16 protein-coding genes and 3 pseudogenes are annotated in these 14142 nt (G+C 68.7%); 10 read left to right on the plus strand and 9 right to left on the minus strand.

The window, feature by feature from the left end:
• The 3 pseudogenes from ASD34_RS28210 to ASD34_RS28220 form a co-directional block, all read left to right on the plus strand.
• Positions 1–244: pseudogene (locus ASD34_RS28210) on the plus strand (D-aminoacylase); the annotation flags it as partial.
• Positions 245–246: 2 nt separating this feature from the next.
• A pseudogene (locus ASD34_RS28215) lies at positions 247–549 on the plus strand (D-aminoacylase); the annotation flags it as partial.
• A 1-nt stretch (position 550) separates the two neighbouring features.
• Positions 551–755 (plus strand): annotated as a pseudogene (locus tag ASD34_RS28220) (D-aminoacylase); the annotation flags it as partial.
• Here the strand turns inward: ASD34_RS28220 and ASD34_RS13205 are convergent.
• Complete coding sequence (locus tag ASD34_RS13205) at positions 752–1678, minus strand: LysR family transcriptional regulator (RefSeq protein WP_056578093.1); 927 nt, start codon at positions 1676–1678, stop codon at positions 752–754. The pseudogene ASD34_RS28220 and the gene ASD34_RS13205 sit on opposite strands and share 4 nt — an antisense overlap.
• A 130-nt stretch (positions 1679–1808) precedes the next feature.
• Here ASD34_RS13205 and ASD34_RS13210 point away from each other — a divergent pair, with 130 nt between their 5' ends.
• Positions 1809–2702 (plus strand): amino acid ABC transporter substrate-binding protein, encoded by an 894-nt coding sequence (locus ASD34_RS13210; RefSeq protein ID WP_056578095.1) that lies wholly within the window; start codon positions 1809–1811, stop codon positions 2700–2702.
• Positions 2703–2706: 4 nt separating this feature from the next.
• Positions 2707–4029 carry an aminotransferase class V-fold PLP-dependent enzyme gene (locus ASD34_RS13215; protein WP_056578097.1) on the plus strand — a complete coding sequence of 441 codons (1323 nt, stop codon included), beginning with the start codon at positions 2707–2709 and terminating at the stop codon, positions 4027–4029.
• On the opposite strand, the gene ASD34_RS13220 is transcribed toward ASD34_RS13215, so the two are convergent.
• From ASD34_RS13220 to ASD34_RS13240, 5 genes are all read right to left on the minus strand, one after another.
• Positions 4016–4390: a c-type cytochrome gene (locus ASD34_RS13220; RefSeq protein ID WP_056582305.1), complete on the minus strand. Its 375-nt coding sequence runs from the start codon at positions 4388–4390 to the stop codon at positions 4016–4018. The genes ASD34_RS13215 and ASD34_RS13220 overlap by 14 nt on opposite strands.
• 29 nt (positions 4391–4419) lie before the next feature.
• Entirely contained in the window at positions 4420–4989 is a 570-nt protein-coding gene (locus ASD34_RS13225) for a ferritin-like domain-containing protein (RefSeq protein WP_056578099.1), read from the minus strand.
• Between the two features lie 38 nt (positions 4990–5027).
• Entirely contained in the window at positions 5028–5720 is a 693-nt protein-coding gene (locus tag ASD34_RS13230; RefSeq protein WP_056578101.1) for an RNA polymerase sigma factor, read from the minus strand.
• 65 nt (positions 5721–5785) lie between these two features.
• Positions 5786–6484 carry a CBS domain-containing protein gene (locus ASD34_RS13235; protein ID WP_056578103.1) on the minus strand — a complete coding sequence of 233 codons (699 nt, stop codon included), beginning with the start codon at positions 6482–6484 and terminating at the stop codon, positions 5786–5788.
• Positions 6481–7080, minus strand: a complete 600-nt coding sequence (locus ASD34_RS13240; protein WP_235510061.1) for a DUF6306 domain-containing protein — start codon at positions 7078–7080, stop codon at positions 6481–6483. The genes ASD34_RS13235 and ASD34_RS13240 overlap by 4 nt, the downstream gene beginning before the upstream one ends.
• A 122-nt stretch (positions 7081–7202) precedes the next feature.
• Here ASD34_RS13240 and ASD34_RS13245 point away from each other — a divergent pair, with 122 nt between their 5' ends.
• The 5 genes from ASD34_RS13245 (at position 7203) to ASD34_RS13265 (ending at position 10720) form a co-directional block, all read left to right on the plus strand.
• On the plus strand, positions 7203–8075 hold the full coding sequence (locus ASD34_RS13245) for a LysR family transcriptional regulator (protein ID WP_056578105.1): 873 nt from the start codon (positions 7203–7205) through the stop codon (positions 8073–8075).
• A gap of 259 nt (positions 8076–8334) precedes the next feature.
• The gene (locus ASD34_RS13250) at positions 8335–9060 is read left to right on the plus strand and encodes a hypothetical protein (RefSeq protein WP_056578106.1); all 726 of its coding nucleotides are present in this window, start codon (positions 8335–8337) and stop codon (positions 9058–9060) included.
• Positions 9061–9105: 45 nt separating this feature from the next.
• Positions 9106–9582 (plus strand): hypothetical protein, encoded by a 477-nt coding sequence (locus ASD34_RS13255; protein WP_056578108.1) that lies wholly within the window; start codon positions 9106–9108, stop codon positions 9580–9582.
• Positions 9583–9686: 104 nt separating this feature from the next.
• Entirely contained in the window at positions 9687–10295 is a 609-nt protein-coding gene (locus tag ASD34_RS13260; RefSeq protein ID WP_056578110.1) for a flavin reductase family protein, read from the plus strand.
• A 5-nt stretch (positions 10296–10300) separates the two neighbouring features.
• A complete protein-coding gene (locus ASD34_RS13265) occupies positions 10301–10720 on the plus strand; it encodes a hypothetical protein (RefSeq protein ID WP_056578112.1) in 420 nt (139 codons plus the stop codon).
• Here the strand turns inward: ASD34_RS13265 and ASD34_RS13270 are convergent.
• The 3 genes from ASD34_RS13270 to paaZ are packed head-to-tail and all read right to left on the minus strand — an operon-like array spanning position 10701 to position 14109.
• Complete coding sequence (locus tag ASD34_RS13270) at positions 10701–11261, minus strand: methyltransferase family protein (protein WP_056578114.1); 561 nt, start codon at positions 11259–11261, stop codon at positions 10701–10703. The two genes, ASD34_RS13265 and ASD34_RS13270, sit on opposite strands and share 20 nt — an antisense overlap.
• Before the next feature lie 29 nt (positions 11262–11290).
• On the minus strand, positions 11291–12049 hold the full coding sequence (locus tag ASD34_RS13275) for an SDR family NAD(P)-dependent oxidoreductase (RefSeq protein WP_056578116.1): 759 nt from the start codon (positions 12047–12049) through the stop codon (positions 11291–11293).
• Positions 12049–14109 carry a phenylacetic acid degradation bifunctional protein PaaZ gene (gene paaZ / locus ASD34_RS13280; protein ID WP_056578119.1) on the minus strand — a complete coding sequence of 687 codons (2061 nt, stop codon included), beginning with the start codon at positions 14107–14109 and terminating at the stop codon, positions 12049–12051. Before paaZ ends, ASD34_RS13275 begins: the two co-directional genes overlap by 1 nt.
• Positions 14110–14142 lie beyond the last annotated feature (33 nt).

Here is a 14142-nt window from a genome sequence, read left to right on the forward strand (position 1 = left end):
CGCACCGGCCGAGGAAGTCACCGCGCTCGCGCGCGTCGTGGCACGCCACGGCGGTGTGTACGCCACGCACCTGCGCAGCGAGATGCAGCAGATCATCGAAGCGCTGCACGAGGCCGGCGACACGGCGTTCAGCGCGGGCGTGCCGCTGGTCATCTCGCACCACAAGTGCGCGGGGCCTGCGAACTGGGGCCGCACCAAGGAAACGCTGCCGCTGATCGAGGCGCTGTCGCAGCGCCAGCAGATCNNCTGGTCGACGGCGTGATCGACGTGCTGCTGACCTGGTCCGACCCGCACCCCGAGATGACGGGCCGCCTCATCGCCGACATCGCGCGCGAGTGGGGCACCACCGAGCAGGAGGCCTGCCTGCGCCTGAAGCCCGGCGGCGCCTGCTACTTCCAGATGCTGGAAGAAGACGTGGAGCGCGTCATTGCGCACCCGCTCACCATGATCGGCAGCGACGGCCTGCCGCACGACCGCCATCCGCATCCGCGGCTGTGGGGCGCGTTCCCGCGCGTGTTCGCGCGCTACTGGCGCCAGCGCAAGCTCTTCNCGGCCTGCTGCGCGTCGGCACCATGGCCGACGTGGTCGTGTTCGACCCCGAGACCATCACCGACACCGCCACCTACGACAAGCCGCATGGCGTGAGCGTCGGCGTCGAGCGCGTGTTCGTGAACGGGGTGCTGGCCTACCGCGGCGGCCAGGGCGAAGCGAAGGTGCTGGCGCGCGCGGGGCGGATGCTGACGCGCGGACGCTAGGAGCGCTCTTCCTCCGGCTGCGCCTGGAACATGCGCGTGAAGTCGCAGCACGCCTGTGCCAGCATCACGATCGACGACGTGAGTGCGCTGCGATGCTCGCCCTTGTGCATGGCCACATACCGCACCACGGGCAGCGCGGGCGTCACCTCGATCACCTCGAGCATGCCGGCGTCGACCAGTGGCGCGAGGCATTCGCGCGGCAGGTAGCTCACGCCCAGGCCCGACACGGTGAGGCCCGTGAGTGCCACGAGGTTGCTCACCACGATGGCGTTGGCGGGCTGCACGCCCTGGTCCTTCATCCAGGCGTCGTAGGCGCGGCCGGTGCCCGAGTTGTTGCCCTGCACCAGCATGCGGTGGCGCACGAGGTCGTGCAGGCGCACGGTGCCGGTGGCCGCGGCAGAGGGGATCACGCCGGGCTTGCACATCCACGCGCTCTTCACGCGGCCGATGACCTTGCTCTGCATGCGCGCGTCGGCAAAGGTGTGGGGCACGATGACCACGTCGAGCTCGTCGGCCAGTAGCTTGTCGCGCAGCTGCAGGCTGTCGTCCACGTCCGGCTCGAGGATCACCTTGGGGTAGTGCTGCTGGATCAGGCCAACCAGGCGCGGCAGCCACGTCATCGCCGTGAGCTCGGTCACGCCGAGGCGGATGCGCCGCTCCACCACGCCGGGCTTGCCGAACTGCTCGACCGCGGCGTCGCGCTGGTCGAGCAGCTTTTTGGCGAGCACGAACATCTCCTCGCCCTTGTCGGTGAGCCGCGCGGTGCGCTGGCTGCGGTCGAACAGCTCGGTGTCGAACAGCTGCTCCAGCTCGTGCACACGCTTGGAAATGGCCGACTGCGAGGTGTGCAGCTGGTTGGCCGCCTGCGCGAAGCCGCCCAGCCGGGCGATCCAGAACAGGGCTTCGAGTTGCTTGAAGGTCATCACGGCGGGCGGCTCCTGAAAAGAACGCTTTTATTCATGCAATTCGATCACAAAAAATCGCTTTTAGAAATTCATCGGGACGCACAAGATGCGCCCCAGGCCACCGTCATTGCAACCCAAGGAACACACCATGGACTTCAAACTGCCTCTCGCATCGGCACTCGCCCTCGTCTTCGCCTGCAGCGCCGCCAGTGCCCAGGACGTCGGCACGCTGCGCAAGATCAGGGAGAGCGGCACGATCCAGATCGGCGCGCGCGACAGCCAGATCCCGTTCTCGTACAAGCTCAGCGCCGACAGCGCGCCCATCGGCTTCACCAACGACATCTGCCTGAAGATCGTCGACGCCGTGAAAGCCAAGCTGGGCCTGCCGAAGATCGAGGTGCGCTACACCATGCTCAACTCGACCAACCGCATCCCGCTGCTGCAGAACGGCACCGTGGACCTGGACTGCGCGACCACCACCAACACCACGCAGCGCCAGGCGCAGGTCGACTTCGCACCGAGCCACTTCGTCACCAACATCACGGCCGCCGTGAAGAAGAGCTCGGGCATCAACGCGCTGCCCGACCTCAACGGCAAGAACGTGGCCACCGTCTCGGGCAGCACCTCGATCCAGCTGCTGCGCGGCGCACGCAAGAGCGGCACCATCGAGGTGAACGAGATCGCGGGCAAGGACACGTCCGACGGCTTCCTGCTGCTGTCCACGGGCCGCGCCGACGCGTACGTGCTCGACGACGTGCAGCTGGCCGGCATGATCGCCAGCGCACCCAACCCGGGCGACTACAAGATCCTCAAGGAGTCGCTGCGCCAGGAGCCCTACGGCATCATGCTGCGCAAGGACGACCCCGAGTTCAAGGCGCTGGTCGACGAGACCGTCAACGGCCTCATGAAGTCGGGCGCCATCGAGCAGCTGTACAGCAAGTGGTTCCTCTCGCCGATCCCGCCGCGCAACGCGAACCTGAACTTCCCGATGACGGACGCGGTGCGCGAGATCTACAAGAACCCCAACAACAAGGGCGTCTGACACCATGGCAGCCACACGAGCGGACCTGCCCCAAGGCGAGCTTTTTTCCGATGCGCTGATGCGCCAGGTGCGCGAGCGCTTCCTGGGCATCGAGCGCGACCACCACGGCCGCGAGCGCCTGTACTTCGACAACGCGGGCGGCTCGTTCCGTCTGAAGGCAGCGGTCGAGCGCTTTGCGCAGGTCGACGCCATTCCCGACAACGCCGAGCGCATCCATGAAACGGCCGTCGAGTTGCAGGCGATGCAGGCGCGCGGCGCCGACGACCTGCGCACCATCCTCAACGCCACCGGCGGCAGCGTGTACCCCTCGCTCACCGCCTCGGGCGCGATGTTCGACATGGTGCGCGCGGTGGCCGAGAACGTGCCGGGCACGAACATGGTCACGACCGCGCTCGAGCATCCGTCGGCCTTCGACGCCATGCGCCTGTATGCGGAGCGCCTGGGGCGCGAGCTGCGCGTGGCGAAGAGCAACCCCGTCACCGGCGGTGTCGACGTGGACGCCATCGTCGGGCTGATCGACGAGCACACCTGTGTGCTCAACGTGATCCATGCGTCGAACATCTCGGGCGCCAAGCTCGACATGGCGGCCATCGTGCGGCGCGCGCGAGAGATCAAGCCCGACCTGTACATCCTCGTCGATGCCGTGCAGCACGCGCCGCACGGCGTCATCGACCTGCAGCAGACGCCGTTGGACGGCATCAACCTCGCGCCCTACAAGTTCTTCGGCTGCCGCGGCTCGGGCTTTGCGTGGATGTCGGAGCGCGCGGCCGCGCTGCCGCATCACAAGCTGGCCGGCAAGAAGCCCGGCCACTGGGAGCTGGGCAGCTCGGCGCCGTGGCAGTTCGCGGTGCTCAACGAAATCGTCGACTACGTGGGCTGGCTCGGCGGCCACTTCACCGATGCCTCCGACCGCCGCGCGCGCTTCGTCGCGGGCATCGAGCGCATCGAACTGCACGAGCGCGCACTGCTGGCGACGCTGCTCGACGGCACCGCGCAGACGCCGGGCCTGCGCGCGCTCGACGGCGTGCAGGTGTTCCTCGACCATGAAGACCTGACGCAGCGCGACCTGATCCTGGGCATCGGCTTCGACGGGCTCGACTGCACGCAGGCCGTGGTCGAGTACGGCCTGCGTGGCGTCACGGTGTACGAGCGCGTGGCCAGCAGTATCTACTCGAAGCGGATGCTCGAATCGTTCGGGCTCGAAGGCACGGTGCGGGTGTCGCCGCTGCATTGCCACACGGTGGGCGAGATGGAGGCATTCTTGCGCGTGACGCGCGAGATCGCGGGCGCCTTCGCGTCCGCCTCGCCTGCAGTCAGCGCGACGTAGGGCGCGCCAGTGCCGCGCAGGCCGGCGTGCCGTTCGCCTGCCGCAGGTAGGCGAGCAGGTCGGCGCGCTCCCGCGGGTCGGGTACGCCGTCGTAGGTCATGCTGCTGCCCGGCACCATCGCGAGCGGGGCGCTGAGGAAGCGGTCGAGCGTCTTGTCGTTCCACACGATGCGCGACTTCTTCATCGCCTCCGAGTACGCGAAGCCCGGCACGCTGCCGGCGAGCCGGCCGAACAGGCCGCAGTGGCGCGGCCCGACCCGGTCGGCGGCCAGTGCGTGGCAGGCCTGGCAGCGCGCGTAGACCTGTTCGCCGCGCACCGCATCGGGCGTTGCGGCACCTGCGCAGGCCCACGCGGCCAGCAGGCTCGCAGCGAGCCCGCGCGCCGCACGGCTCACGATACGAACGCCGAAGGCACCGGCGCCTCGCCGAGCGCCTGGCGCAGCACGGCCCAGTGCATCGCCTCGTCGCCGAGGATGCTGGCCGCGGCCTTCGACAGCTCGCGGTTGCCGAACAACGGCACTGCGCCCAGGTAGGCACTCACGGCGCCTTGTTCAAGCTTCGCCGCGAAACGCAGTACGTCGGCCTGCGACTTGAGCTGCTCCACCGGGAAGTCGTAGCGCGCCTTGGCCGCGACGGCCTTGCCGCCGAGCTTCGCGATGGTCTTGGCCAGCAGGTCGGCATGCTCCTTGTGGTGGCCCTGGAAGGTCACGGCGAGGTCCAGCACGGGCTTCTCGAGCAGCTTGCTTTCCGCGCCGAGCTGGTAGGCCGCGATCGCCTCGAGCTCGGCGCCGAGCGCGGTGTTGAGGATCTGCACGTCGTTGCCGGTGGCACCGCCGCTCTTCGCGGCGAGCGCGTCGCGCCCCGCCAGCAGCGCCACGGCGGCGCCCGACAGCATCAGGCCAGAGCGGCCGAGGAAGGCGCGCCGCGCGGCGGCCGGGGTGGGCATCAGGAAAAAGGACATGGTGGGGTCTCCTCGGGGGTGGTGGTTGTGGGAAGCCATCAGGGCAGCGCCGCCAGCACGCGCGCCACGATGCGGTCGCAGCGCGCGCCGTCGAACGCGAAGGCATCGCCCGTCGCGAGGTCGATGTCGCGCGACAGGCCTTCGCGCAGCAGGCTGCGGGCGCGGAAGAAGCGCAGCCGCACCGTGGCCTCGGGCAGCTGCAGCGCTTCGGCGGTTTCGCCGACGCTGAGTTCCTGTACGGCGCGCAGCACGAACACGGTGCGGTAGGCGCCGGGCAGCCGGTCGATGCGGCGTTCCATGAGTCGGCGCAGGTCTTCGCGCATGGCGAGGCGCTCCGGTTGGCGGTCGGGGTCGTCGGCAAGTTGCGTATCGCGGGCGTCGTCGTCCCCCGTGTCCGCATGGCCGTCGAGCGGAATCACCTGCGCGCCGCGACGCCGCAGGCGGCCCAGCGCTTCGTTGATGACGATGCGCACCAGCCAGGTCGAGAGCTTTGCTTCTTCACGGAAGCTGCCGATGGCGCGCCAGGCGCGCAGGTAGGCGTCCTGCAGCGCGTCTTCGGTGTCGGCGTCGCTGTGCAGGATGCTGCGCGCGGAGCGGAACAGCAGCTGGTTGTGCCGCCGCATGATGCGTGCGAAGGCCTGCGTGTCGCCCTGCGCGGCGCACGCCGCGAGTTCGGCGTCGGAGGCATTTGCCGCAGCATCGACAGTGAGGGGCAGGGCGGTGGGCGGCATGCGATGGATTCCTTCTGCCCATTGGATGGCGCTCCCCCGCGCCGTGTTGCAATTTTCTTTGCTTCTCAGACCATCGTCTGCCACTCGATCGTGCACAGCCGCTCGTCGACCACGCCGCGCACGCCTGTGATGCCTTCGGCTGCCACGCGCGCCGCGTCGCGCTCGGCCTCGTTGCCGACCATGCCGTGATACATCACGATGCCGTCTTCCACCGACACATGCGACCACGCGCGGCTCCACCAGGTCTGTCGTTCGAGTTCTGCCACGAGGCGCGCCAGGATCTGTGTGTCGTCGCATGCGTCGGTGCACGAGGTATCTGCGTCGGCCCGCCGCAGCAGCGCCTTGACCAGGTCGCCACTCGTCACGATGCCCACCAGCCGGCGTCCGCGCACCACCGGCAGGCGCTGGATGCGGTACGCGGTCAACAGCTGCGCGACGCGGGCCAGCGAGAGATCTTCGGTGATCGACACCGGCTCGCGCGTCATCAGGTCGGCCGCGCGCAGCGCGTGCGAGCGCACGTAGTCGCGCGGCGGCGCCGTGCGCTGCACCCAGCGCTGCCACCATGGGCGCGACGGCGCGCCGCCGGGCTCGGCCTCGTAGCGGTGCAGCAGGTCGGATTTGCTCACGATGCCGACCACGTCGCCCTGCTCGACCACGGGCACGCCGCTGATGTGGCGTGCCAGCAGCAGCGCGCTGATGTCACGCACCGGCGTGTCCGGTGCGATGGTGAAGACCGGCGAGGTCATGACGTCCTGTGCATTCATGGGGAAGCTCCTTCTTGCGGCTCGCAGGGAACCTGTGGTGCCTGTTGCGCGTTGACGCGCGCGATGTTCTGCTGGTGAGACATCAGCATCGCCGTCAGCTCGCCGTGGATGTGCGTGTCGCCAAGGCGTGGCAGCAGCGCCTGCAGCTTGCGCACCACCCAGCCCTGGCCCCGGTTGAGCAGGGCCAGGCGCGCGTCCAGGTCCGGCACGGCCATCGCGCGCTCGTAGAACGCGCCGGTGCGCGTGCTGGGCGTGGCGGGCAGCGACTGGATTGCGTCGATCAGCACGCCGCACCAGCGCACTTCGTCGCGATGGATGTCGGTCACCAGGCGCTGCAGCGCGGGGTCGTCGGTTTCGGCGGCGCTGCGCAGCGTGATGCGAGCGCCGGCGCGCTCGGCTTCGAGCAGTTCGTTCAGCGCGGCCAGCAGCGCGTCGCGGTCGCTGGCCTCGCGGTAGGCCGCGTCGAGCTCGTCGGCATAGCAGACCGGCGAGGACACTTCCACGCGCTCGGGAAAACGCAGCCCCTGCGCGCGCTGCGCGGCGGGTGTGTCAGCAAAGGGCGCAGCGGCATCGTCAGCCGAAGAGGCATGGGGCATGGGTGGCAGGGGACGCATGGGCAGGGCTCCGGAAGTCGTTTCATGCCCATGGTGAACCGAAGCTTCTCCTCAAGCCAATGAATGTTCATTGCAAATGACTGCAAAAAAACTAATATGAAACGATGGACATTGGCCTTGCTCGCACGTTCCTCGAAGTTGCGGCCACCGGCAGCTTCATTGCCGCGGCCGAGCGGCTGCACCTGACGCAGACCGCCGTCAGCGCGCGCATCCGCCTGCTCGAAGACCAGCTTGGCCGGCGCCTCTTCGTGCGCAACAAGGCCGGCGCGCGGCTCACGGCCTCGGGCGAGCGCTTCGTGGCCCACGCGACCACGCTGGTGCAGGTGTGGGAGCGTGCGCGCCAGCATGTCGCGCTGCCGCCGGGCATCGTAGAAGGCGTGAGCGTGGGCAGCGAGCCCAGCCTGTGGCACCCGCTGCTGGCCGACTGGCTGATCTGGATGCACCGCGTCTGCCCCGAGATTGCGCTGCGCGCCGAGGTCGACAGCGCACAGCGTCTGCTCGAGGCCGTGCAGGGCGGTGCGCTCGACCTGGCCGTGCTCTACAACCCGCCGCAGCGCCCCGGCCTCGTGACCGAGCTGCTGGCCGAGGAGCGGCTGGTGATGGTCACCACCGACCCTGACGGCCGCCTCGACCGTGCGCGCTACGTGTCGGTGGATTGGGGCCCAGCCTTCGCAGCCAACCACGAGGCTGCGTTTCCGGAACTGGCCCACGCGACGGTGTCGATCTCGCTCGGGCCGCTGGCGCTTACCTACCTGCTCGCGGTGGGTGGTGCGGGCTACTTCCGCATCGGCGTTGTGCGTCCGTACCTTGACGACGGGCGGCTGCGGCTGGTGGAGGGCGCGCCCGAGTTCTCGCATTCGGCGCACGCCGTGTATGCGCCGCAGCGTGAGAACGAAACGCTGGCGCGCGTGCGCGCCGGGCTGCGGCTGGTGGCGGCGGCGGAAGATGCGCACCACGGCATCGGCGCGGGCCGGTGAGTTCCGACGGGCGCTGAGGCCACACTGCACACTGCTTTCCGGGTTGTCATGAATGCTTAAGCAGCGGTTTTTGCGAAGTAGGCATCAAACTTAAATCTTGTCGGTTAACGGACTTCTCAGAAGACGGCACCGGCTCAAAAAAAACATGCCATAACGCCCGCGCAGCCTCGGGAGCGACGCTTCCCGCTGGTATGGTCGTGCGCGCAATTCAGCTCCACGCCACCACGCCCGTTGTCGACGCATTGGGTACTCGCTTCACATGCCCCTTCGCCACGACCGCATCTTTCCGCGCTACGCGTTCTACTGTGTGCTGGCCGGCCTGGCCGCGATCTATGTGTTCTGCGCCATGGTGCTGGTGCCGGCCAAGATCTACATCCTTCCGTACCTCATCACGCCGGATTTCGTTCGCTACAAGGGCGCGTTCTTCGTGCTGGTGCTGGCGATTCCGGCTGCGATCTATTTGATCTGCTGGAAGGGCAGCGACTTCTTTGCGTGGCTGCGCACCCCGTCGGTGCTGACGCTGACCGCGCACGGCCTGCAGCTGGGCACACAGACGGTTGCCTTCGCCGACGTGACGCGGCTGCGCCATCGCCACAACCGCAACCACCTGCTGCTCACCACCCGCGATGGCCGCACGCTGCGCCTGCGGCTCGACCTGTGGGACGACCCGTACGCGCTCGTCGCCGAAGTGGAAGAGGCCGTGGGCGAAGTGCTGCGGCACGACGTGGAGCGGCGCCTGCATGCGGGCGACACCGTGCCCTTCGGCGCGCTGGCGCTGAATGCGGAAGGGCTGGTGCACAAGGGCCAGTTGATCGCGTGGTCGAGCATCGACACCATCCGCACACAGTCGGATGCCGAAGCGATGGATGTCGACGAGCACCTGGTGATCGTGGCCAACGGCAAGACCCGCAAGATCGATCGCTCGAAGATCGACAACGAGCCGGTGCTGATGGGCTGCCTCATGCAGCGCCTGCCGTCGGCCTGAGCCTTCTCCCGATTTTCTTCATCTCCAAAGTACAGGGACTCAAAAATGGAAATCTACAGCTCCGCCAGCCAACAGGAAAAAACCCGCCAGGACCGCCCCGTCTTCTACTCGCGCACGCGGCTGATCGCCGGTGCCACGCTCTGGGTGGTGGTCGCGGTCGTGCTCGCCGTGCTGTGCATTCGCACGCAGGACAAGAACATCGGCATCCTCATCGCGGCGGCCTTCGGCCTGCTGGCCGCGTGGCTGGCCGTGAAGTGCATCCGCACACTGGCCAACATCGGAACACCCGCGTTCGTCATCGGCCGCCAGGGGCTGACCTTCGAGAACGGCCTGCTGCTGCCGTGGGGCAACATCGTCGAGAACACCTGGGTCAACCAGGACTACATGGGCATTCCCATCGGCAAGCAGATCCAGATCAAGACCGACCTGCCCAAGCCGAAGGCCCGGGTGCTGCGCCGTGCGACGGCATTGGAAATTTCGGGCGACGAGTACCTCGCCCTGTGCGACGCCTACGCGGCGTGACGAGCCACGCCGCGCCTGAGCCCCTCCGCAGGGCAGGGCGCGGCACCTGCTGGTAGGCTGGCGGGCCTCCATCCTCCGGGCTTGCCATCGCGGGCCCCACGCGCATGAACGCCTCTCACCGCCGGCCGGTTCCGCTGAACAAGGCCTACCGTCTTTTGAACCACGGGCCCACGGTGCTCGTGAGCGCCGCGCACGATGGCCGGCGCAACATCATGGCCGCGGCCTGGGCGATGCCGCTGGACTTCGATCCGCCCAAGGTGGCGGTCGTGCTCGACAAGAGCACCTGGACGCGCGTGCTGCTTGAGGGCGCGGGCACCTTCGCACTGCAGGTGCCCACGCGCGCGCAGCTCGACCTGACCGAGGCGCTGGGCAACAGCTCGGGCCGCGAGATCGCCGAGCGCGACGGCAGCGACAAGTTCGCCGCCTACGGCCTCTCGACCTTCGCGGGCGAGGCCACCGGCGCGCCGCTGCTCGAAGGCTGTGCGGCCTGGCTCGAATGCCGGCTGCTGCCCGAGCCGCCGATCCAGCAGCGCTACGACCTGTTCCTGGGCGAGGTGATCGCGGCGCAAGCCGACGCGCGCGTGTTCTCCGAGGGGCGCTGGCATTTCGAAGGACACGACGAGCTGCGCACGCTGCACCACGTGGCGGGCGGGCACTTCATCGTCGACGGCGAGGCGGTCGATGCAAAAGCGCTGCCGCGTTTGACACCGTAGCCTGCATGCCGGACCTGAACCAGATCATCACCGTCGTCGGCTACAGCCTCATGGGCCTGCTGGCGGCCATGATGGGTTCGCTGGGCCTGGCCGCGCTGTGGACCTGGCGCGACTGGCCCGGCGCCGACCGCCTGACCGGCCTGGCCGCGCGGCTCGCGATCCTCACGTGGATGGTGGGCGGCGTGATGCTGATCGTCGGCGGGCTGGCGATGGCCGGGCTGGCGACCTGGGTCATCTTCTGGGCGTCCAAACCGCTGCCGTCGACACTGCTCGGCATCGCGGGCTACGTGGCCTCGCGGGCCGTGCTCGTGGTCATGGCGGTGCTGCTGGTGCGCAAGGGCGGCCTGGTGCTCTCCGCCTGGTGGAGCGCGAGGAAAGAAGAGGGCGGGCCCGAAGCGCCCGGCGCTACAACACGAAAGGAATGAAGCGCCGCGTGCCGCGCATGTACGCGCGGTAGTCGTCGCCGAAGTGCGCGAGGCATTCCTTCTCGTCGCGCAGCGCCGTCAGGAACAGGAACAGCGTGGCCGCCAGCACCAGCACCAGCGTGAGCCAGGTGAACTGCTTGAGGAACGCGCCCCAGGCCAGCAGCATCAGCGCCGTGTACATCGGGTGGCGGATGTAGCGGAAGGCGCCGGTGGTGACCAGCGCCGAGGTCTTTTCAAAGCCGTACAGCGCCGGGTCGTCGTTGCGTACGTCGCTTGGCTTGCCGTGCGCCTTGAGCAATCGCACCGCGTGGATGGGCAACCAGATCGACAGCGCCAGCAGCACGCACGAGATCAACTGCTTGGCCGAGAACGGATCGACATGCCACACCGGCAGGTTCAGCACGATCAGCACCAGCATGCATTCCCACGCGAAGAAGCGGAAGAAGCCGTGGGAGCCGGGCTGGCTGAGCGGGCCGCGCGACACGTACAGCAGTGCGGCCGTGCCTGCGACAACAAGAAAGAGCTGAAACCAGAGGAGCATGGCGGCCGAATTTACACGGCCCGCAAGACTCAGCCGGAGATCGAAAACCCGCCGTCGACGGGAATGGCGGTGCCGGTCACGTAGTCGGACGCGGCGCTGGCCAGGAACACGGCGGTGCCCGCGATGTCCGAGGGCTGGCCCCAGCGGCCGGCGGCGGCGCGGGTCTTCACGCGCTCGTACAGGCCCGGGATCTGGTTGCGGGCACCGTCGGTCAGCTCGGTCTCGAACCAGCCTGGCAGGATGGCGTTGACCTGGATCTGGTCGGCCGCCCAAGAGAGCGCGGTCGACTTGGTGAGCTGCACGATGCCGGCCTTGCTCGCGGCGTAGGCCGGCGCGTAGGGCGCGCCGAAGATCGACATCATCGAGCCGATGTTGATGATCTTGCCGCCGCCCGCGGCCTTCAGGTGCGGGTGCGCGGCGCGGCTGCACAGGAAGGCGCTGGTGAGGTTGGTGTCCATCACCTTGTGCCACTCGGCCAGCGCGAGCTGGTCAACCGGCTTGCGCACCGTGGTGCCGGCGTTGTTGACGAGGATGTCGAGCCGGCCGCAGCGCGCCACGACCTCGTCGAACACCTTCTGCACCGAGGCTTCGTCGGTCACGTCGAGCGAGAGCGCGAAGCTGTCGCTGCCCAGTCCCTTCAGCGATTCGACCGCAGCGGCCGACTTCTGTGCATTGCGCGCTGCAATGATGACGCGGGCGCCGGCCTTGGCGAGGCCCTGTGCCATGCCGAGGCCGATGCCGCCGTTGCCGCCGGTGACGAGCGCGACTTTTCCTGTGAGATCGAACATCAGTGGGTTTCTGGTTTCTTGGAGACGAGGGTCAGGATATCGTAGCTCGCGACCAGTTCGCCGAGCTGGTTGGTCACCTCCACGTCCCAGGCCACCACGCCCTGGCCCTGGCCGCTCGCGTCCTTCTTGTTGCGGTCGATCTTGCGCTTGCAGGTCAGGCGCGCCTGGATGGTGTCGCCGATGCCCACGGGCTTGACGAAGCGCAGCGTGTCCAGGCCGTAGTTGGCCAGCACCGGGCCGGGCGAGGGCGAGACGAACAGGCCCGCGGCTGCCGACAGCACGAAGTAGCCGTGCGCGATGCGCTTGCCGAAGGGCGAGGCCTTGGCCGCCTCGTCGTCGAAGTGCATGTAGAAGTAGTCGCCCGAGATGCCGCCGAAGGCGACGATGTCGGCCTCGCCCACGGTGCGGCGGTGCGTGAGCAGCGAGTCGCCGATGCGCAGTTCCTCGAAGTAGCGGCGGAACGGGTGCACCTCGCTCTCGCGCAGCGCGGCGCCGCGCACGTGCTCGCCGGTGACGGCCGCCAGCATGGTGGGCGAACCCTGCAGCGCGGCGCGCTGCAGGTAGTGCTTCACGGCGCGCAGGCCGCCCAGCTCTTCGCCGCCACCGGCGCGGCCCGGGCCGCCGTGCTTGAGCACCGGCAGCGGCGAGCCATGGCCGGTCGATTCGGCGGCGGCTTCGCGGTCGAGCACCAGCAGGCGTCCGTGCCAGGCGGCAGCGACCGGAATGGCCTTGGCGGCGATGGCCGGGTCGCGCGTGACGAGCGTGCCCACGAGGCTGCCCTTGCCGCGCGCGGCCAGCGCCAGCGCTTCGTCGATGCCGTCCGCACTGTCGTAAGGCATGAGCGTGCTGACGGGGCCGAAGGCCTCGATGTCGTGCGCCGCATCGTGTTCGAGCGGCTTGCGGCTCAGCAGCAGCGTGGGCGCGAAGAACGCGCCTTCGCTCACGCCGTCGCCCACGGGCGAGAAGCCGTCGCGCGCGCCATACACCAGCTCCGCGCCTTGCAGCAGCGTGGCGACGCGCTCGGCCACATCGGCCTGCTGGTCGCGCGAGGCGAGGGCGCCCATGCGCACGTCTTCACGCGACGGGTCGCCGATGACGGTCTTGGCCAGGCGTGCGCGCAGCTTCTCGGCCACCGCATCGAGGTGCTGGCGCGGCACGATGGCGCGGCGGATCGCCGTGCACTTCTGGCCGGCCTTGATGGTCATCTCGCGCGCCACTTCTTTCACGAAGAGATTGAACTCCTCGTCGTCGGGCGTGACGTCGGGCGCGAGGATCGCGCAGTTCAGCGAGTCGGCCTCGGCATTGAACGGGATCGACTGGCGCACCAGGTTCGCGTTCACGCGCAGCCTGGCGGCCGTGTCGGCCGAGCCGGTGAAGGTGACCACGTCGGGGCCTTCGAGGCGGTCGAGCAGGTCGCCCGTGCTGCCGATCACGAGCTGCAGGCTGCCCTCGGGCAGGATGCCCGATTGCACGATGAGCTTCATCAGCGCCTCGGTGAGGTAGCTCGTGGCCGTGGCCGGCTTGCCAATGCAGGGCATGCCCGCGAGGAAGCTGGGCGCGAACTTCTCGAGCAGGCCCCACACCGGGAAGTTGAAGGCATTGATGTGCACCGCCACGCCGCCGCGGGGCACCAGGATGTGCGTGCCTGCGAAGCCACCCTTCTTGCCGAGCGGAAAAGCCGGGCCTTCGTGCACGAGGTTGCCTGAGGGCAGCTCGTTGGTGCCGATGCTGGCGTAGGCGCTCAGCGTGCCGGCGCCGCCCTCGATGTCGATCCAGCCGTCGGCGCGCGTGGCGCCCGTGTGGGCCGACACCGCATACAGCGCTTCCTTGTTTGCCGCCAGGTACTTGGCCAGCGCCTTCAGTCGCTCGGCGCGCTGCTGGAAGTCGAGCTTCATGAGCGCCGGAATGCCCACGCGGCGCGCGTGCGCCAGCGCCTCGGCGAAGTCGATGGCCTCGGCGTGCGTGCTCGCAACGGCCTGGCCGTTGACGGCGCTGCGCAGCGACTGTGCGGCTCCCTGGCCGATCCAGCGGCCGGCGATGTAGCTTTGAAGGGTGGTCATGGCGCGTGTCCTTTGAAGAGGGAAGGCGCAGCG

It is taken from the genome of Variovorax sp. Root473 (genome assembly GCF_001426505.1).
In the GTDB taxonomy this organism is placed as follows: domain Bacteria; phylum Pseudomonadota; class Gammaproteobacteria; order Burkholderiales; family Burkholderiaceae_C; genus Variovorax.